This window comes from Myxococcus sp. CA005 (assembly GCF_006518205.1).
Lineage (GTDB): Bacteria > Myxococcota > Myxococcia > Myxococcales > Myxococcaceae > Myxococcus > Myxococcus xanthus.
Genome location: NZ_SRLV01000030.1, coordinates 36970 through 55712, shown reverse-complemented (window position 1 = coordinate 55712; position 18743 = coordinate 36970). Strand labels below are relative to the sequence as shown.

The following is an 18743-nucleotide window of genomic DNA, read 5'->3' as shown; positions in this document are numbered from 1 at the left end:
GACCTCAAGCCATGGTATCCTCCCCTCAGGGAATGAAGCCGGCGTCGCTCAGCGCAGGAACGCATTGAACCAGCGTCTGACGTGAGCGCGAGTGTGACCCGGAGAGGTGGAGCTGATGACAGACGTTGGGACGGGCGCGCCCGCGGCATGGGGACGGGGATGATGTTCGCAGGGCTGCGCCGATGGATGGGCGCTCTCGGGGGCAAAGGACGCGAGAGCGGAAGCAACGAGGTGCTCGACGCGGAGGAGCTGTCCCGGTGGTACTCGGGGCTCGCGCTCGAGGAGCGTCTGGCCATCAGCCGCGAGCTCGCACCGCGCGTCCGGGCTGTCCGTCCCGCGAGGGAGCCCAGCACGCTGCCAGCCGTCGCGGTCGGGCGGTTGGTCTTCGAGCAGGACGGGCCCCAGGGCCCCATTCCCATGCATCACATCAAGGTGGAGCTGTGGGACCGGGACTTCGGCACGCCGGATGACTTCCTGGGGGAGGGGTTCACGGACTCGGATGGATGTTTTTCCATTCGCTATGACCCGGCCGACGCGGGCGTGAATGACCTGCCCGACCTGGAGGTGCGCTTCTTCGAGCCCCAGCACAGCTTCCGCCCGGATGGGCGGGTGGTGGAGGCATGGTGCCGCATCGGCTCTGAGAAGGGGCCGGATGACCATGGTGGGCTCCACTACGACTTCGGCACGCTGCGGCTGCCTTACTGGGAGTACGACCCCACGACGCCGTTGGCCCGGTTGCTTGTCACGGAGGAGGGGACTCCGCCCACGGCCTACGCGCCGGGGCGCGCGCTGGCGATGCTGAAGGCGGTGGCGCCCATCGAGCTCGTCAAGCGCCGCCACCTGCTCCAGGGACGGCTGGGACAGGCGCCGAGCCTGGACAGGATTCAGGCGGACTATCCGGAGGCGATGACGGTGCGGATGGAGCGCGAGTCGCCGGGCTCCACGCGCACCGACGCCTTCTTCGGAGAGCGGCTGCTCAACGGCATGTTCTCCACCCTCATGGATGGCGACCCGGAGGCTCCCGGGGACCCGGAGGCGTTCCGGCTCTACTTCCCGTGGAACGCTTACGAGCAGGACGGCGTCCACTGCCTGCCGGACGTGGACGTGCGGCTGCGGCTGGTGGAGGGGCGGCTGTTGCCGGTGCGCATCATCCTGGGCATGCGCGAGCCGGGCGCGACGGCGCCGGGCTCTCCCGTGACGCGGCGGAGCTACACGCCCGCGGACGGCGAGGCCTGGGAGGCCGCCAAGCGGATGGCGCGGGTGAGCGCGACGCTGGAGACGGAGCTGGGCAACCACCTGGGGCAGTGCCACTTCAACGTGGAGCAGTACGCCATCGCCGCGCACCGCAATCTGCGCCGCAGTCCGCTGCGCTGGCTGCTCATGCCGCACCTGCGGGAGGTGGTCCTCATCAACCACTCCGCCAACGGCTTCCTCGTGGGACCCACCGGCTACATCACCCGCGCCAGCGCGCTCACCGAGCGCAGCGTGGAGACGCGGCTGTTGCACCTGATGGGCAGCTACGACTGGAAGGGCTTCGCGCCCGCGCCGCCCATCTGCGAGTCGCACCGCTACGCACGCGCGGCGGGCCTGTTCTGGCGGCTGGTAGGGGAGCACGTGGATGCCTTCTTCGCCGAGCACGGCGCGGCGTTGGAGGCGCAGTGGAGCGAGGTGCGGCGCTTCTCGGACGACCTGGTGGGGCACTCGGCGCCCGCCTTCGTGTGCCGCTACCTGCGCGCGACGGTGCCGGGAAGGGCGGCGCCGTGGTTCGTGCGCTCCGAGCGCATGGACCTGGACGCGAAGGTCGCCGCGACCCACGCCAAGGCCGTCAGCGCGGTGACCCGGACGGACGCGCCCCAGCCCGGAGAGATGGAGGCGCTCAAGCAGTTGTGCCGGTACGTCATCTACTTCGCGACGTTCCGCCATGCCTGGGCCAACAACCTCCAATGGGACGACGCGGGCGAGGTGCTCTATGCGTGCCTGGGCCTGCGCTGGGGCAAGGCGGGCGCGCTGTCGACGGAGGCGGACCATGACGTCGCGCCGCCTCCGGAGGAGGCCACGGAGATGCTGTGGATTTCGTGGATGCTCTCGAAGACGAGCTACGGCTTCCTGCTGGCCAACGAGGAGGCGGACGTGCATCCCCGCTTCGTGGAGTGCCTGCGCGCCCACGCCGCCGAGTTCTCCGCGCTGGGGATGGACATCCGCACCGTCAGTTCCCGCATCAATATCTAACACGGCTGCGTCAGGGCCCCGACGGGTGGACGGGGAGACCAGGTGGGCTGCGCGAGGCCGTGGATGGTTTGCGCGGTGGCAGGTGGGGCAGCGCGGCAGCCAAGTGGCAATCCCCCGGGCCGTGGCGAGCCGTGCGGTGATGAAGCTGTCGCTGGAAGTGCCACAGGCACTGTCCCCCCAGGATGACGCCCGGAGGGACACCGTCCTGCACGGCCCGCTCCGAGTCCACGGCGAAGTGCAGCCTCCACTGCAACTCCCTCTCCGGCTGTCCCAGGCGCTACGCCAACGATTCCCTCGTCGTGTCCATGATGCGAGGAGAGCGCAGGGCGCATACCGCCCGGGAGGTTCCGGTTTCGCGTCGGCGAAGGCGTAGGGGCCTTCCTCCTGTATTTCTTCCCAGCGCACGGAGAGCAGCTCATCCTTCTGGCCGCCGCTCTTCGCCAGCTTCCGGTCAGCGAGGACTCTCGCTCTCGCTTCAACTGGTCCGAAGATTGGGGCGCAGACCAGGTCGGCTTGGAATGCAACGGGCGAGCGTGTCGCAGATTCGCGAAAGCTCGTCCGGCGTGTGCGCGGCGAACCCGAGCCGAACGGCGTCCAAGCGCCCCTTGGGAAGATAGGTGGAGCCTGGAGCCATCAGCAGGTGCTCCTCACGCGCCCTTGCCACCAACGAGTCGATGCTTCCCTTGCGCAGGGTCAGCCACAGCGCCAACCCACCCGCCGGCACGGAGTAGTCGAAGCACTCGTCGAGCGCAGGCGTCGCGCGGAGCCGCGAGAGGAGGTGATCTCGGCGTGCTTTGTATTCTCGACGGGCTCGCCTCGCGTGACGCTGGAGCGTCCCGTCTTCGAAGAGCTCCGCGATGGCGTGCTCTAGGACGACGTCACCTTGTCGTTCGAGCAGCTCACGCGTTTCCTTCAGCTTGCGAATGCACCCCTCCGACGCGACGAGGTAGCCGAGCCGCACGGTCGGCGCGAGCAGCTTGGACAGCGACGCGATGTAGACGACGCGCCGCGATCCTCCGGTCGCGTGGAGCGGTAGCAGCGGCTCACCTTCGAAGTGGTACTCGTAGTCGTAGTCGTCCTCGACGATGGTGAAGTCGAAGTGCTCGGCGAGCTGTAGCAGCTTTATCCGTCGTTCCGGCGTCATGGAGACCGACGTCGGGTACTGATGATGCGGCGTCACGTAGACGGCCTTCAGCTTGCCCGACAACCTCCGCGCCGTCTTCTCGAGGACGTCGGTCCTCAATCCCTCGCCATCGATGGGGATGTGCGAGATCTTGGCCCCCGCGAACTCGAACGCGCGCCACGCAGGTGCGTAACCTGGCACCTCCACAGCGACCACGTCGCCACGTTCGAGCATCGCCAGTGCGTAGAGGCTGAGCGCGCCCTGCGATCCACGTGCGAGGAAGATCTCATCGATGGTTGTGGAGAGCCCGCGAGCCTGATTGACGAAGCTCGAAATCACTTCGCGGAGGCTCGGAGCTCCTGCTGCGTCGCCGTAGCCCGCCGCTGTTCGGCTGAGAGAGCGAAGCGCCCGCGCGTATGCGCGCGCCAACTCCGCCTGCGGCGCGAGCCGAGGGTCCGGCAACCCATCGGTGATCGACACGAGGGAGGTATCCCGACGGAGCAAGGCCGACTTGCGCTGCGTGGGCAATTCGACGTCAGCGAACGCCGAGCGCGGTAGGGAGGCCGCCACGCGCGTTCCAGAGGCGGGGCGCGTCTCAAGCCACCCCTGGGCGACGAGCTCGTCAACCGCCGCGACGACCACCTTCCGATTCACCCCGAGCTGGTCTGCGAGGGTTCGGCTTCCCGGTAGCATCGAGCCCGGAGGGAGCCTCCCGCGCTGGATCTCGTGGATGAGCGCTCGGGTGAGCTGCGTCTGCTGCGACACGGACGTGTCCCGTTCGAGGGTGAAGTCGAAGCGCCACGGTCGCCTGACTGGACCCTCATCATTCTTGATTCTGGGGCTGTCCATGGGGCCAGTCTCTTGCCATTTACGAACGCGCGCAAGGACGTGCGCGATCCAGGAGGCAACCATCAACACCCCGGCATATTCAACTGCGTACAGCGTCGAGGACTTTCGGCGCAACCTGGCGACTGTTCGCGGACGCATCGCCGCTGCGTGCGCGCGAGTCGGTCGCGATCCAGTAGAGGTCCGCCTCCTGCCGGTCAGCAAGACCATGCCCGAGGCCCGCATCCGCATGGCCTACGCGGCTGGCTGCCGCGAACTCGGAGAGAACAAGGTCCAGGAGGCGTTGGGTAAGGCCGAGGCGATGGCAGATCTCACCGACCTGCGGTGGTCGGTGATCGGGCACCTCCAGACGAACAAAGCGAAGGTCGTCGCGCGCTTCGCCAGCGAGTTTCAGGCGCTGGACAGCCTTCGTGTCGCGGAGGCGCTCGATCGACGCTTGCAGGTGGAGGGGCGCGCGCTCGACGTGTTGGTGCAGGTCAACACGTCCGGTGAAGCCAGCAAGTTCGGCCTGCCGCCGGATGAGGTCGCCCGTTTCTTCCGCGACTTGCCCGCCTTCTCCTCGCTGCGCGTCCGTGGGCTGATGACTCTCGCGCTGCTGTCGGCCGATCCGGCGCGTGTGCGTCCGTGCTTCACGCTGCTTCGGGAACTGCGCGCGCGGCTGCGTGAGGAGGCGCCGGCTGGCGTCACGATGAACGAGCTCTCGATGGGGATGTCCGGCGACTTCGAGTGGGCTGTCGAGGAGGGAGCTACCATCGTGCGCGTGGGACAGGCGATCTTCGGCCCGCGCGCGCTGCCCGACAGTCACTATTGGCCTGAGCCGAACGCGACCTCAGACCCCACGTCGTAACGACCGTCGAAGCCCCCGCCTCATCCATGCCGAGGGCCTCACGCATGGCCGCGACGCGCTTCGACGGTCATCTGTCGTTCAAGCGAGCGACATCCGATATTCGATCACACCAGGCTTCTCTCCGATCCAATCGTAGAGTCGTTGCGCCGTGTGATTGGTTTCTTGAGTATGCCAGTAGAGACGCCCGCAGGCCTTTGCGCGGGCGCGCTCCTGTACGAACTCGATGAGCTTCTTGCCTGCATGGCGTCCCCGTGTCTCTGGAGCGACGAAGAGGTCTTCGAGGTAGCAGAAGTCATTCTGCGCCCACGTCGAACGGTGAAAGAGATAGTTGACAAACCCAACGATTCGTTCGCCGTCCACCGCGACGGCCGAGTGCATCGGCTCGCGGTCGTCGAAGAATCGCTCCCAGGTCGCCTGGGTCACTTCCTCCGGCAAAGTGACCTTGTAGAATTCCTGGTAGCTCTTCCAGTACGGAAGCCATTGTTCAAAGTCGCCCCTCTCAACAGGGCGAACGATCATGTGATTCTTCTCGCTCATTCCAGCGCTCCTTGTCGTTGGTTCGTGTCAATTTCAAACGTGAAGGCGCGCGATGCTGGGCATCGCCCTCGTCGCTCGCCAGCGGGAATCGAACCTTCCACGGTCGGGGCTATTACCCTGTCGCAAGTCCCGCGACATGCTCCAGAATTGAGAACTGGACGGGTCCAGATGGACTGGCAGATTCCTCGCCTGTTCTTCCTCGAAGCGTAGGCCTTGTCTCCATGGGCCTTCGTCGGGCGAAAGCGTCGCTGTCCCGTGGGAGTCTTCACCGCAGGTACCGAGTCAATCACCGGGAAGCGCCCGTGCGTGTCGTGCACGTTGGCGGCCGTCAGCGACTCGGCCAGCGGCAGTCCCTGGGCCTCTACGAGCAGATGATGCTGACTGCCCGCCTTCGCTCTATCCGTCGGGTTTGGGCCCGTGAGGGCCCCCTTTCGAGGCCCGCACGGACGAGGAGTCAATACCCGGTGCCGTCGCGAGGTTTGCCGAGTCCAAAGGTCGCCATGGCTTCGGCATCGGTGGGCTTGCGGGTGCTGACGAAGAAGTGCAGTTCGCGGCTTGTCTCGGTGCCGTTCGGTGTAATGACAGAACGCTCTCGAACCAGCGCCAACATACTCCTGGCGTGCGGCAGGTAGTCCTGCACGCCATGGAAGTGATTCACGTCAAAGGCCCAACCCCATGGACGCCGCGAAGGCGCCCTTCATCTCCGCAGAGGACTTCCCACACGTCGAGGACGCAAGCCGTGGGTTGCGCGGCCAGGGCTACGCCTATGTCGAGGATGGCGTCACCTGAGTGCATCCCGGGTGGTGTCGCAATGGAACCCGATTTTCATGGAGCGTCTCGACGTAGCGGGCGCCCTGGCCTCCTCGGTATCACCCGCCGCCCGCGCCGCTTCGCAGCAGCAGGGCGGCGCGCTTGATGGCGGCGCGGATGCGGACATAGGTTCCACAGCGGCAGACGTTGTCGCTCATCGCCGCGTCGATGTCCGCGTCAGAGGGCTGGGCGTTCTTCTTGAGCAGCGCCACGGCGGCCATGATCTGCCCCGGCTGGCAGAAGCCGCACTGGGCCACATCTTCCTCCATCCACGCCTGTTGCACGGGATGCAGTCCCTGGGCGCCCAGCCCCTCGATGGTGACCACCTCGCGGCCAGACAGCCCACCCACCGGGTGGATGCAGGGGCGGAAGGCCTCGCCGTCCAGGTGGCTGGTGCACGCGCCGCACACGCCCACGCCGCAGCCGTACTTCGGGCCCGTCACGCCCAGCACGTCGCGCAGCACCCACAGCAGCGACAGGTCCTCGGGCGCCTCCACCAACACCGTCTGGCCATTGAGGATGAACTGATGTGCCGCCATGCTCAGACTCCCTCGTCGAGGATGGGAAAGCGGGTGGGCATCGAGCCTCGCGCCCGGGCGATGGCGTTGGTCAGGGCCGCCGCTGCGCTGGGATAGCCGAGCTCGCCCACGCCGCCCACCCGGTCATCCGAGCGGACCAGGTGCACCTGGATGTCGGACGGGACGTGCTTCATGCGCATCCAGCGATAGTCCGCGAAGCTGCCCTCGCGCACGGTGCCCGCGTCGATGTGGATTCCCGCGCTCAGCGTGGTGGACATCGCGTCCACCGCCGCGCCCTGGAGTTGGGCCTCGATGCCCTTGGGGTTGATGGGCAGGCCGACATCCGCGGCGATGACGATGCGCAGTACCCGAGGCGTCCCTCCGGTGACGTCCACTTCGATGAGGTGGGCGATGGCGCTGTCCCATTCCTCGAGGACGGCGACACCCTGGGCGACACCGGGTGGCAGGCTTCTGCCCCACTGTCCCTCCGTGGCGACCTTGTCCAGCACCGCCTTGAGGCGATTCGAAGTGAGCCGCTCGCGTCGCAGCGCGACGGGGTCCACCTGGAGCTCGCGGGCCAGTTCGTCGACGAAGACCTCGTTGGACACGCCCACCTGGCTGGTGAACACCGAGCGGAACGACGCGGTGGGAATCGGAATCGCCACGTCGCGCAGCTCCTGGCTCACCCATCCGAATCCGTATGGGAGCTTCTGGGAGAGCGCGAAGAAGACCGCACTGGTCACCTCGGGCAGGACCTCGCCGGCCAGCGCGGTGAGGGCGTCACCGAAGCCGTGGGGGAACTCCACGGTGGGAATGGCGGCGCGGTGATGCCAGCCCAGGACACGCCCGCCCGGGCCCAGGTAGGCGAGGATGCGGTGGTGGCTGGCGGGGCGAAAGTGGCCGTGGCGCATGTCATCGTCGCGGCTCCACATCAACTTCACCGGTCTGCCGATGGCCCGTGAGACGAGCGCGGCCTCCACCGCGGCCTCGGTGAAGAACCTGCGGCCGAAGCCGCCACCGGCCCGGGCGATGTGCACCGTCACTCGCCACGGCGTGAGCTCCCAGCCGAGCGCCCGGGCCACCTCGCGCTGCGCGTATTTGGGGTCCTGCGCCCCCAGCCAGACCTCCGCCTGTCCACCTTGCACGCGGGCCAGGCAGCTCTGCGTCTCCATGGTCGCGTGCGCCAGGTAGGGGAAGTCGAAGCGTCCCTCAAGCGTCCGTGTGGTGAACAGCGGCGGCAGGGGCCTTGGGCCGATGCCGTCGCGCAGGCGGGTCCGGATGTCCGCGTCCGACAGTGCGCTGGCGGGTCCGGGCGTCCAGGTGATGCGCAGCGCCGCGCGCGCCGCAAGCGCCTGTCCGAAGGTACGGGCCACCACCGCCACGCCGGTGCCCAGGGGCACCACCGCCACCACGCCGGGCATCGCCCGCGCCGAGGCATCGTCGACCGACTGGACGGTGCCGCGCAGCGTTGGGGGCCGGGCCACCACCGTCGGTAGCGCCTCGGGGATGTCCAGGTCCAGGGCATAGCGCGTGGCGCCCGTGACGATGTCCCTCGCGTCGATGCGTCCGGTGGGCTGGCCCACCAGCTTGAACCGGCTCACGGGCCTGGGCTGGCTGGAGACCGCGGGGAGCAGCACGCGAGCGGCGTCCTCCGCCAGCTCACCATAGCCGGCCCGCCGCCCGTCGGGGGCGCTCACCACGCCGTGCGAGGTGGCGAGGGTGTGGGCCAGGACGCGCCAGCGCAGCGCCGCGGCAGTGACCAGCCGTGCCCGGGCCTCCGCCGCTGCGGCGCGCAGGGGGCCCGTGAGGAAGCGCATCGTCGACGACAGGCCGGTGAGCTGGATGGCCCAGCGGGGGTCCGCGTCGGCGCTGCGCACGTCGACCTGGTCGAGCGCCATGTCGAGTTCCTCGGCGACGAGCATGGCCACGGCCGTGGTGATGCCCTGGCCCATCTCCGTGCGAGGCAGGGTGGTGACGACGCGCCCATCGGTCTGGACGGCGAGATAGAGGCTCATCGCCGTTGTCGCTCCTTCCGGGCGCTCCGCCGCCTCGGCCTCGGGCACGTCGGGCCCCAGCCGGGCGGCAATCATCAACGTGGGAGAGGTCATGACCCACGTCAGGAATCGACGGCGGTCCAGCCCCTCGGAAACGGTCGCGTCTGACTTGAGCGTGTCCGCCATGGGGCAAAGGTTCTCACACTCTCTGCGCGGGTCCAACAACGCGAAGCCGTGCGTTCACCCGTCCAACACGCGTGCCGTTCATCTGAGGACTGTGCTGCCTCGCCCCCTTTGTCAGGGAAGTTGTCGCCTCGGCCGAGTGTGCCTCGCTCACTGGCATTGACACTCTGCCCGGCGAGGCCTTGAGGCACCCGTGACGCAGCGGCCGAATTGGGGGGAGGCACAGGAGGCAAAGCCCTGGCGCGACAGATTCTGGGGACGGCAGAATGCGGCAATGGAACGGCGAATGACCTGTTTCTCGCTGCGCGAGCTCATCGTTGAAGCCCGACTTGGCGGTGCCGCCGTCGGCATGGGCCGCGACGACGTACGCCGGCGGTTGGGAGCGCCGGACGAGTGGGGAGTCGAGGAGACCGTCGAGCGCGCGTCGATCTGGCGCTATGGGAACTTCGAGCTGCACTTCGGCGAGGATGGTCGCTGCTGGATGATCTTTAACGACTCCGCGCAGGCCGGCCTCAACGCCGGACCTGGACGCACGCTCGAACTGTGGCTCTTCGCCGATGGTCCCGATGACTCCGTTGTGTCGGATCGCCTGCGCGCCGATGGCTTGAGCCTCGACGAAGGCATCGAATGTGACATGCGCCGTCTGCGTGTCGGTGCCGCAAAGCTATTTTTCGAACACAGTCGTCTCGCAGTCCTCAAGGTGATGGGGTAGCCGCTCACCGCTCGAGCGATACGTCCACCGACGCCGTCACGTTTCGCTCGCAGACACGCACGCGCAGCGTGAGCGCGGGGGGGGGCCTACCCAAAAATCGGTCGCTGCGTCACGGGTGCGTCAAAACGTGCGCCATGACTGAGCGCAACGGGGCCAACGGACCGTCGGGCCCTCTCTCATTCATGAAGGGGGCGGAACTACGCTCTGCTCAGTGCCCTCTGCGCCCGTCGTGAATGAAGGGGCTGGAGAAGCACGTAAGCGAATCATAATTCGAACATGACCGTTACGTTGCCCGAGCCCAGTGTCGCGGCCAGTTCTGAGGCGTTCTCCACCTTGCCGATTCGCGTGTAGGTGTAGGACGTGGAGAACGTCTTGTAGAAGAGCACCAAGGTGTTGGACCCGTACAACATCACATCGCCCACCTGGATTGTCCCTGGGTTCGATGCATTGACAGGTAGGTCGCTTGGGAGGCGGTAGTATTTCTCGTTTGCGTTCAGGTCGGCCATGTTTGCCGTGGTCGGCAACATTGCCTTGAAGGCCGTCGCTGTTTCACTGTTGTGGAGTTTGACGGTAAAGGGTTTGGGACCAATTGTGATGCGCATGTCGGTAGACGCCGGGTTTGGAGTGGTGCCCGCATCGTCGCCACCTTCGCCGCCTTCCATAGGTGGTATTGATGGGTTCAAAACATCAGGTTGCGGTGATGGCTGGTTCGTGCAGGCACATCCAGCGAGTAGGCAGAAGAAGGCAAGACTGAATTTTCGCATCGTCGGTAAGTATGCACGCAACATGCGGGGCTCCCTGGCTTAAAGAAGGGCATGGCCCATTCGGCGAGATTGGACAATCGAGGAGAGTTCCTGCCTCATCCGGCGCCGCGTGAACTGCTCTGCAGCCCCAATGACGCGACGTCGTCAGATATTTCGAATCCAGTTGCAGAGCCAAATGTCCTCACCGTCGAGGACTTGGCCGCTCATCAGGATGACGCGCTGGACCGGCGCACGCTACCCCTCCTCGCGTGGCGCATCGCCCAGGCTCAGCGCGCCGTGTATCCACCGTCGACCGGAAGTGCCACGCCAGTAACGAAACTTGCGCCTGGGCTGCAAAGCCAGAGCACCGAGGCAGCAATCTCCTCAGCCTCTCCCAGGCGCCCGATGGGCTGATTCGCAATCGCCCCGGCGAGATCAAGTTCCCCCTTGGCGAGCATGTCCGTGACCATGGGCGTAGAAATGGTTCCTGGACAGATGGCATTGATGCGGATGCCACGAGGTGCGTACTCCAACGCAGCGCTTCTCGTCAGGCCGATGACTCCGTGCTTCGACGCGTGATAGGCCGCTCGACCAGGCAGGCCGACGAGACCACCGAGCGACGAGCAGTTCACGATGGCGCCGCTGCCTTGCTGACGCATCTGCTTGAGTTCATGCTTCATGCAAGCCCAGACCCCCCGAAGGTTGATTCCGTTGACCCTGTCGAACAGGTCAGAAGGCTCATCCGCCGCATCGGTGGGCGGTGCCTGAATGCCGGCGTTGTTGAAGGCCATGTCCAACCGGCCATAGGCCTCAACTGCTCGCCGGACCAGCGCGGCGACCTGGGCTTCGTCGGACACGTCGCAGGTGACACCGAGCGCGGAATGTCCGGCCGATGTCAGGGCGTCGACAGCCGACGTGAGCGCTGCCGTATTGACATCTGCAAGTACCACGGAGGCGCCGGCTGCGGCGAAGGCCTTCGCGGTGGCGAGGCCCATGCCAGAGCTAGCGCCGGTGACGAGCGCTACCTGTCCTTTGAAGTCGTATGTAGGGTTCATGTCGGTTCCTCTAGTTCTGCTTCTTGATATCGATGACGAAACGCTAGCGGGCCTTCTTCCCGACGGCCTTGGGCCACGCTTCGTTGATTCCCGTCATGGGGGACTCAATTCCGGGCTTGATGTTGTTGAGTTCGCAGAAGTCGATCATGTCCTGTGCCCCGCGAATCCGGCGACTTGCGCTCCTCTTGCCGTTGTCGTTCAGGTGGGCCCTCATGCCGCCCGGCGTGGAGCTGTGCCCGGCTGTGCCCATCCGATTCCGATGGATTTCAGTCCTTGCCGATCTGGTCCATCTGCTTCGCGTCCATACGGCCGCCATGCACGGTGATATTGGCGAAGGCCGCTTCGATTTCTCGCAGGTCTTCCGGCGTGAGGTTGACGTTGAGCGAGCTCAGGTTCTCGCGCGAGTGATCGAGATTTGTTGTCCCGGGGATGGGGACGATCCAAGGCTTCTGTGCTGCCAGCCAGGCCAGGGCAATCTGCGCGCGCGTGGCGCCCTTCTTCTCGCCGAAGGCCTTCAGGAAGTCGAGGATGGACTGGTTGGCCTGCATGACCTCCCGACTGAAGCGGGGGAAGGTCTTGCGCAGGTCCGTCTTCGCATCGAACCTGGCCTGTGCATCCAGGGGCAGCTTGCCGGGAAGGAAGCCTTGACCGAGCGGTCCCCACGGCACGAAGCCGATGCCCAGCTCCTCGCACGCTTGCAGAACGCCGTTGTCCTCCACGCTGCGTTCCATGAGCGAGTACTCGGTCTGGATCGCAGCCAAGGGCTGCACGGCGTGAGCACGGCGGATGGTGCGTGCGCTCGGCTCGGACAGGCCGAAGTGCAGCACCTTGCCCTGCTGGATCAGGTCCTTGACGGTGCCAGCCACATCCTCGATGGGGACGGTCAGATCGACGCGGTGCTGGTAGTAGAGGTCGATGCGGTCCGTCTTCAGGCGCTTGAGCGATTCCTCGACCACGCGGCGGATGCGTTCGGGGCGGCTGTCCAACCCGTTCGTGCCGTCGATTTTGAAGCCGAACTTGGTGGCGATGACCACGTGGTTGCGCACTGGCCCCAGTGCTTCGGCGACGAGTTCCTCGTTCACGTAGGGGCCGTAAACCTCGGCGGTATCGAAGAAGCGAATGCCGCGGTCATAGGCGTCGCGAATCACACGGATGCTCTGGGGACGGTCCACGCCCGGACCGTAGTGGCCAGGGCTGTTGCTCATGCATCCGAAGCCAAGCTCCGACACCACCAGGTGGCCCAGCTTGCGGGACCTCAGGGTGTAGGCCTGGTTGGCGGATTGGGCCGAGCTGGCGGGTGCGCTTGTCGTGCTCGCGCGCATCCCCCCATGCGCCGACGCGCACGCTGCAAGCGGGGCGGCGGCCAAACCAAGCAGCAATCTTCTTCTCTCGAGTGAATGTGACTCACCACGTTGATCTGAGTCGCTCATCGTGCTCTCCGTTCTGACGTTTGGTTCTTCCCTCGGTTGAATGGCCCAGCTATCGCGCGCGGCGCTGATGCTGCGCTCCCGAGCGCTGCAGAAGGAGTATGCACACGCCCTCGTTGTTCAAATAGTCGCCGCCTATTACATGGCCCGGTAAGCGCTGCTTGACAGCGGCCGACCTTGTGCACGGAGAGGCTCGTTCAAGCCCCGGTCTTCGCGAACAGAATCTGAAGGTGCCGAGCGGGACGATGTCGAACTCGTGAGCCCTGTCCTGACGAGCGGGAGTTCGGCGGGCACACCCTCCGCGGCATCGACGGCTTCTCCGTGCTCGAAGACCAGGGGCGGAGTGTTCCACCGCGCGAACAGTTCATGGGTCGCCATCGCCACACCAGTATTCGCTCGGTCTCTCCGCCAAACCAGTCACCGGCTGCTGTATGGGCCAGGAAGCAGTGCTGGACAATCCTCAGTCCGTTGCCAATTCGTCTGGTGTCGAGCAGCCGTTCGTCAGCTGGTGCCTTCTTGAAAGGACCACTGGGTAGCGGACTGTGGGCGGGCTGCTCGGACGGCGTTGGGGCCGGCATCGCACCAGCCGTAGCGGCAATGTGGCGCTCGCACCGGCGCGGCTCTCCATTGCCCTCGCTTCTGCCAAATGCGGGAGCCTCTTCGCTCGCAACGCGACATGGGAGGGATGACTCCAGTATCGGCTGACTGGGAGTGGGGCTCAGCCGTCAGCCGGGCATCGAGGTCGCGTCGGTCTTTGAAGACTCAATGGCGAACGATGGCGTGTTGAGAGAGGTTGCGGTGTGCGCGGTTGCCCGACGCCGGGAGCCGCCTCAAGGCCCGAGTTGTTTCGTGGCCACTGGCGGCTTGCGTGTCAGCTCACGGACCGTTTCGACGAAGAGACGAAGTGGAGCTGAGCTCTGCGCGCGGCTGGGATAGTAGAGGAAGAAGCCAGGAACGGTTGCGGCGTACGGCTCGAGCACGCGCTGCAGACTTCCCTTTCGAAGCTGCTCGCCGACCAAAGGCTCCATCACATACGCGAGGCCCAGCCCTTGCTCCGCCCATCGTATGCAAATCAGACCGTCGTTGACGACAAGGCTTCCACGGACGGGCACCCGCCACGTCCGGCGACCGCGTTCGAATTCCCAGGCGTAGAGCGAACCCGTGGTGGACGAGCGAAAGGTCAAGCACTCATGTTCGAGGAGATCTTCTGGGCGCCCTGGAGTCCCGTGCCTACCTAGGTAGGTGGGTGAGCCGACGACGATGAATCGAAAGGCATCGGTGAGACGAACACTCACCATGTCGCGCTCAACATACTCGCTCAGGCGAACGCCCGCATCGAACCCCTCGCCGACGAGGTCCACCATCCGGTCCTCGAAGACGAGGTCGACCTCGATACGAGGATGACGTTCCCGGAACTTCGGCAAGACGGGCTCAATCACGAAATGAAAGGCGGCGCGGGGGACTGTCAACCGTACGCGGCCCACCACCTCACCTGGTTTTGCAGAGGCCTGCGTGAGCGCTGCTTGAACCTGTGTGACGGCTGGGCCTGCGGACTCCACGAGGCGCCTCCCTGCCTCTGTGAGGGATACGCTGCGCGTCGTGCGTGCGACGAGGGGCACTCGAAGCTTCCCTTCGAGCAAGCGCACGCTCTGGCTTACTGCGGAGCGCGAGATACCCAGGTCGCGAGCTGCGGCGCTGAAGCTCCGCGTGCGCGCCACAGCGAGGAACGTTTGGAGGTGAGGGAATAGGGAAGTATTCACGATTAGGACTTGCATGTTACGTTTCCAGCCGAGTGGCGGCTGTCAAGTGCAGCTTGACAGCCCATCCTCAACCAGCATCTTCACGGGGCGAGCGCGGGTACGCATGTTCCATCCGTAATCCACTCCGAGATGAAAGGAGCTGCTATGCGTGCCACCGTTCTCCACAAGCCCGGCGACGTCCGCTTCGAGGAGCGCGCCGAGCCGAAGATTCTCGCGCCGACGGATGCCATCATCCGTCTCTCGGCTACATGTGTCTGCGGCTCGGACCTATGGCCCTACCGAGGCGTGCAGGCGGTGACTGAGCCGACGCCGATGGGGCACGAGTACTGCGGCATCGTCGAAGAGGTCGGAAGCGCTGTCGCTTCGGTCAAGCCAGGGCAGTTCGTCATCGGTTCGTTCTTCGCCTCCGACAACACGTGCCCTCACTGCAAGGCGGGTTACCAAACGTCGTGCCAGCACCGAGAGCCGGTGAGTGGGGCTCAGGCGCCAAGGATGCGAGTGCCGCTCGCCGACGGCACGCTGGTCGTGACGGCCGAGGTGCCGCCCGATGCGCTTGTGCCCAGCCTGCTGGCCGTGTCGGACGTGTTTGGTACCGGTTGGTTCGCAGCCGACGCCGCCAACGTGAATCCCGGCTCGACAGTCGTGGTCGTCGGCGACGGTGCCGTCGGGCTCCTGGCGGTACTCTCCGCGAAGCAGATGGGAGCCGAGCGCATCATCGCGATGAGCCGCCATGAGACGCGCCAGGCGCTCGCTCGTGAGTTTGGTGCCACGGACATTGTGTCCGTGCGAGGCGACGAGGGCGTTGCTCGCATCAAAGAACTGACCCGGGGGATTGGTGCCGATTCGGTGCTGGAGTGCGTGGGCACACAGGAGTCCATGCTCCAGGCTATCGGCGCCGCGAGGCCCGGAGGCTTCGTCAGCTACGTGGGCGTGCCTCATGGCGTGAGCCTGGACGGCGAGAAGCTCTTTTTCTCGCACGTTCATCTCCACGGTGGCCCTGCGCCGGTACGTCGGTTCATGCCTCAACTGATTGACCTGGTCTGGAGCAGGAAGGTCAATCCCGGGAAAGTCTTCGACCTCACCCTGCCGCTCGAGAAGGTCGCCGAGGGCTATCGCGCGATGGACGAAAGGCGCGCAATCAAGGCGCTGCTTCGCCCGTGAGTGACTGGTGGCGACTTGGCGGGACGTGGGGGCTGCGGCAGAAGAACGAGTTGCGCTCGCCGCGGAACTGAGCACTCCCCCCGATGGGGTGCTCGGAGGGAGAGCGCCCCCGGGGACGTCGGCACTTCCTGAGATGGGGGAGGGTTACTGCTGGCGTCGCTCGGAGGGCAGCGCCTTCCAAGATGCGTTGGGCGTATACAGTTCGATGAGATACTGAGACATTTGGCTATCCCTCATTTCAAGTTGCGTGAAGCGCGTTTGCAGATACGGCGGGTAGCGTCGGCGGGGTCGCCGCGCAGCCATTGGTCGCAGAGATCGCGCACCCAGCCGGGCTGGGTCTTGGCGGCGTCATTCAGCCAATTGGCTACCGAGTCCTGCACGTAGACGGACGGATCGGCACGCAGCGGCGAGAGGATCGGGAGCGCCCGCCCTGGTTCTCGCTGAAGTTCTGCGATGTGAGCGGACCAAACGCCGCGCGGGCGCAGGGCCTCGGTTGCGAAGCGGCGCACGTATTCGGAGCGCGAAGACGTCCAGGCCGAGAGCTCGGCGATGGCGATGTCCAGCTCTCGCGCCAGATGGCGCCGCACCGACATCCATGCCCATTCACGCACACCGAAATGCGAGTCATCGGCGAGCGGGCGGATGGTGGCCAGTCGGGCCTGCAGATCCAGCTCGGGCCGCGCGCCGACCATGAAGCAGGCCCAGCCGCGCACCATGTCCGCGGCGTGCGTCCGAGAGCGCTCGATGCCGGCGGTGCCGAGCTCCTCCAGCAGCAGCGCACCGATCGCGCTCATGCGCTTGAGGATGCCGAGCTTGCAGGCTGCATCGGCGGCCGCCAATGCATCGGGGGAGAGCTCGGGAAAGACCGCCCGCAGCAGACGGGCCTGGTCGAGCGCCATGCACTCGGCGAGCGTGGCGGTCTGCATCTCGCCGTGCGACAAGGCGTCCAGCACGTCAGGCGGAATGTCGGTGGCGCGGGTCGCGCCCTTGCGGGGAAGGGACGGACTCATGGCTCGGCCTTCCTCGCGGTCAAGTTGCCAGCGAGCTTGTCGAGCAGGGCCGTGAGCTGCCCGCGTTCTGCCGCCGACAGGTTGCCGTACAGGCTCGCGATCCAACGGCTGTGCTGGTCGAAGACTTGCTTCGCCGTCTGCTTGCCCTTGCGGGTCAGACGAATGCGCAGCGCGCGGCGATCCTGGGCGTCGTAATGCCGCTCGATCAGTGCTTCTCGCTCCAGCCCATCGAGCAGCCCCGTGACGGTGGCGCGGGTCACGCCCGCCCGCTCGGCGAGCTTATTGGGTGCGAGGGCATCGTGGGCGGCGTCGAGCAGGAACAGCAGCACGAAGCGGCCCTCCGAGAGGCCGTGGGGCGCGAGCAACGCCGCGCAATCCCGGTCGATCGCCGAGGCTAGCGAGAGCGTCTGGAAGACCAGCCGGATGCCGGCCACGTCTGGGAGCTGCCGCCGCTTCGCTTCGTGTAGGAGGGCTTCGTATTTCTGCTCGAGGTTCATTTGTGATGCCGCCATATCGTATGCCGCCTAACGACTAGCGAAGGGCTCGGCGGGCGTCAAGGAGATCGTCCGCGGACATCCGCTCGGGGGGCGTACGGTCTGAAGGAGCTCCCCTCGCTGGATGGCAGACGCTCACGCGACCGCGACCGTCGTCCTGCAGCTGAGGGCCTCCTGCCACCGAGAGGGTCCTGAAGAGTCAGCCGCGGGTGCCGTCGGTGGCCGATGCGATGGGTGGCAAGTTTCCCGGGCGCTCCCCGCCAGGATGAGCATCGCTGCCGCGCACCATCCGAGCGCACCTTCGATTGGCGCGGCATCGTCACGGACGGCGCGCGGAGCCAGCGCTCAGCCCACCAGCTTCGTCAGGAGCGCAATCCCGCGCGCGGCCTCGGCGAGCGTCGCTGAGCTCGAGGTACACGCGGCCCACCGCGCCGCTGACGCTGCTGCAGTTCTCGGTTCCAATGGAGTCTGTGTCGACGTCGGAATTGGGTATTGGTCGCCCGCGAACTCCAATGTCCGCAATGCCTGCACGAATGCTCCCGCGAACGCGGATTATACGAGCCCAACGGCTGCTCAGGCCACCTGTCCTTGGACGTGCAAGCCCGGGTATCTGCGAGACGGCGCGGGGACGAAGTGCGTGAAGAACGACGCCGTCCAGGTGCTCACGTGCGGGGGGGGCGAGGTCGCAGTTGGAATCCACGGGCAAGAAGGAGCGGGGTTGGATGCGCTCGGGATGCGCTGTGCTCGCTTCAACTCAGGAGAAATCATCGGTACGGCCATGGGCGCTCCCTCGATTGGTGGCACGGGGGGCAATCCCTTCACCCAGGACTGTGCGGAGGGAGAAGTTGTCCAGAAGGTCGCCGGCATCAACGGTTGGGCGGAGGACTCAGCGAATGAAGACTGGTGCAGTAAGAATACCCTCTCGACGATTCAGCTCTCCTGCAGGAATCTCAAGACGGGGAGAATCACGGTGATGCCCACGGTGGGCGGGAAGAACGCTGGCTGCAAGGTGGGCAACCTGCCCGAGTACTCCTTCGGCTGTGGCGCAACTGGCTTCCTCCGCGGACTCGTGGTGGATAGCGCGAACACCTCCCTGTACGTTGGATACGTGCTCGACGAGAGTTGCCTTTAGGCGGACTCCGGCCGCCTTCGCATCCTCCAGAGCCAGATTCCGAGGCCGGCGCCCACGCTTGCCGGCGTCGGGCAGCGTCGTCTCGAAGCGCTTGCCGGCCATGAAGGCCGCGCGGCTTGTGTTCGAGACGGCACGCACTGGCAACTGCGTCAAGTTCAGCTC

The 18743-nt window shown here is 65.9% G+C and carries 17 protein-coding genes; 5 read left to right on the top strand and 12 right to left on the bottom strand.

Annotated features, from left to right (window positions below):
• The first annotated feature begins 159 nt into the window (after positions 1-159).
• Positions 160-2229 (top strand): lipoxygenase family protein, encoded by a 2070-nt coding sequence (locus tag FMQ63_RS15740; RefSeq protein ID WP_225909820.1) that lies wholly within the window; start codon positions 160-162, stop codon positions 2227-2229.
• A 475-nt stretch (positions 2230-2704) separates the two neighbouring features.
• Here FMQ63_RS15740 and FMQ63_RS15735 read toward each other — a convergent pair whose 3' ends face one another.
• Positions 2705-4201 carry a PLP-dependent aminotransferase family protein gene (locus tag FMQ63_RS15735; protein WP_011551855.1) on the bottom strand — a complete coding sequence of 499 codons (1497 nt, stop codon included), beginning with the start codon at positions 4199-4201 and terminating at the stop codon, positions 2705-2707.
• A 61-nt stretch (positions 4202-4262) separates the two neighbouring features.
• Between FMQ63_RS15735 and FMQ63_RS15730 the strand changes: the two genes are divergently transcribed.
• Positions 4263-5045 carry a YggS family pyridoxal phosphate-dependent enzyme gene (locus FMQ63_RS15730; protein ID WP_026113806.1) on the top strand — a complete coding sequence of 261 codons (783 nt, stop codon included), beginning with the start codon at positions 4263-4265 and terminating at the stop codon, positions 5043-5045.
• Between the two features lie 78 nt (positions 5046-5123).
• Here the strand turns inward: FMQ63_RS15730 and FMQ63_RS15725 are convergent, their stop codons facing one another.
• From FMQ63_RS15725 to FMQ63_RS15705, 5 genes are all read right to left on the bottom strand, one after another.
• Positions 5124-5582, bottom strand: coding sequence for a GNAT family N-acetyltransferase (locus FMQ63_RS15725; protein WP_011551857.1), 459 nt, complete (start codon positions 5580-5582; stop codon positions 5124-5126).
• A complete protein-coding gene (locus tag FMQ63_RS15720; RefSeq protein ID WP_141276655.1) occupies positions 5579-6040 on the bottom strand; it encodes a transposase in 462 nt (153 codons plus the stop codon). Before FMQ63_RS15720 ends, FMQ63_RS15725 begins: the two co-directional genes overlap by 4 nt.
• Positions 6037-6222 carry a hypothetical protein gene (locus tag FMQ63_RS15715; RefSeq protein WP_176973859.1) on the bottom strand — a complete coding sequence of 62 codons (186 nt, stop codon included), beginning with the start codon at positions 6220-6222 and terminating at the stop codon, positions 6037-6039. The genes FMQ63_RS15720 and FMQ63_RS15715 overlap by 4 nt, the downstream gene beginning before the upstream one ends.
• 229 nt (positions 6223-6451) lie before the next feature.
• The gene (locus FMQ63_RS15710) at positions 6452-6931 is read right to left on the bottom strand and encodes a (2Fe-2S)-binding protein (RefSeq protein ID WP_011551860.1); all 480 of its coding nucleotides are present in this window, start codon (positions 6929-6931) and stop codon (positions 6452-6454) included.
• 2 nt (positions 6932-6933) lie between these two features.
• Positions 6934-9090 (bottom strand): xanthine dehydrogenase family protein molybdopterin-binding subunit, encoded by a 2157-nt coding sequence (locus tag FMQ63_RS15705; RefSeq protein WP_011551861.1) that lies wholly within the window; start codon positions 9088-9090, stop codon positions 6934-6936.
• 283 nt (positions 9091-9373) lie between these two features.
• Here FMQ63_RS15705 and FMQ63_RS15700 point away from each other — a divergent pair, with 283 nt between their 5' ends.
• Complete coding sequence (locus FMQ63_RS15700; protein WP_020477680.1) at positions 9374-9799, top strand: hypothetical protein; 426 nt, start codon at positions 9374-9376, stop codon at positions 9797-9799.
• A 263-nt stretch (positions 9800-10062) separates the two neighbouring features.
• Here FMQ63_RS15700 and FMQ63_RS15695 read toward each other — a convergent pair whose 3' ends face one another.
• The 4 genes from FMQ63_RS15695 to FMQ63_RS15680 all read right to left on the bottom strand — a co-directional run bounded on the left by FMQ63_RS15695 (position 10063) and on the right by FMQ63_RS15680 (position 14799).
• Entirely contained in the window at positions 10063-10587 is a 525-nt protein-coding gene (locus tag FMQ63_RS15695) for a cyclophilin-like fold protein (RefSeq protein WP_196942308.1), read from the bottom strand.
• Positions 10588-10829: 242 nt separating this feature from the next.
• Positions 10830-11597 (bottom strand): glucose 1-dehydrogenase, encoded by a 768-nt coding sequence (locus tag FMQ63_RS15690; protein WP_011551863.1) that lies wholly within the window; start codon positions 11595-11597, stop codon positions 10830-10832.
• Between the two features lie 266 nt (positions 11598-11863).
• Complete coding sequence (locus tag FMQ63_RS15685; protein WP_011551865.1) at positions 11864-12919, bottom strand: aldo/keto reductase; 1056 nt, start codon at positions 12917-12919, stop codon at positions 11864-11866.
• 935 nt (positions 12920-13854) lie between these two features.
• Entirely contained in the window at positions 13855-14799 is a 945-nt protein-coding gene (locus FMQ63_RS15680) for a LysR family transcriptional regulator (protein ID WP_011551866.1), read from the bottom strand.
• A 129-nt stretch (positions 14800-14928) separates the two neighbouring features.
• On the opposite strand from FMQ63_RS15680, the gene FMQ63_RS15675 reads away from it, so the two are divergent.
• Positions 14929-15945 (top strand): zinc-dependent alcohol dehydrogenase family protein, encoded by a 1017-nt coding sequence (locus FMQ63_RS15675; RefSeq protein ID WP_026113804.1) that lies wholly within the window; start codon positions 14929-14931, stop codon positions 15943-15945.
• Between the two features lie 233 nt (positions 15946-16178).
• Here FMQ63_RS15675 and FMQ63_RS15670 read toward each other — a convergent pair whose 3' ends face one another.
• Together FMQ63_RS15670 and FMQ63_RS15665 are read right to left on the bottom strand one after the other, a co-directional pair.
• A complete protein-coding gene (locus FMQ63_RS15670; RefSeq protein ID WP_011551868.1) occupies positions 16179-16955 on the bottom strand; it encodes a DNA alkylation repair protein in 777 nt (258 codons plus the stop codon).
• Positions 16952-17452, bottom strand: a complete 501-nt coding sequence (locus tag FMQ63_RS15665) for a MarR family winged helix-turn-helix transcriptional regulator (protein WP_020477676.1) — start codon at positions 17450-17452, stop codon at positions 16952-16954. Before FMQ63_RS15665 ends, FMQ63_RS15670 begins: the two co-directional genes overlap by 4 nt.
• A gap of 634 nt (positions 17453-18086) precedes the next feature.
• Here FMQ63_RS15665 and FMQ63_RS15660 point away from each other — a divergent pair.
• Complete coding sequence (locus FMQ63_RS15660; protein WP_225909821.1) at positions 18087-18581, top strand: hypothetical protein; 495 nt, start codon at positions 18087-18089, stop codon at positions 18579-18581.
• Positions 18582-18743: the final 162 nt, after the last annotated feature.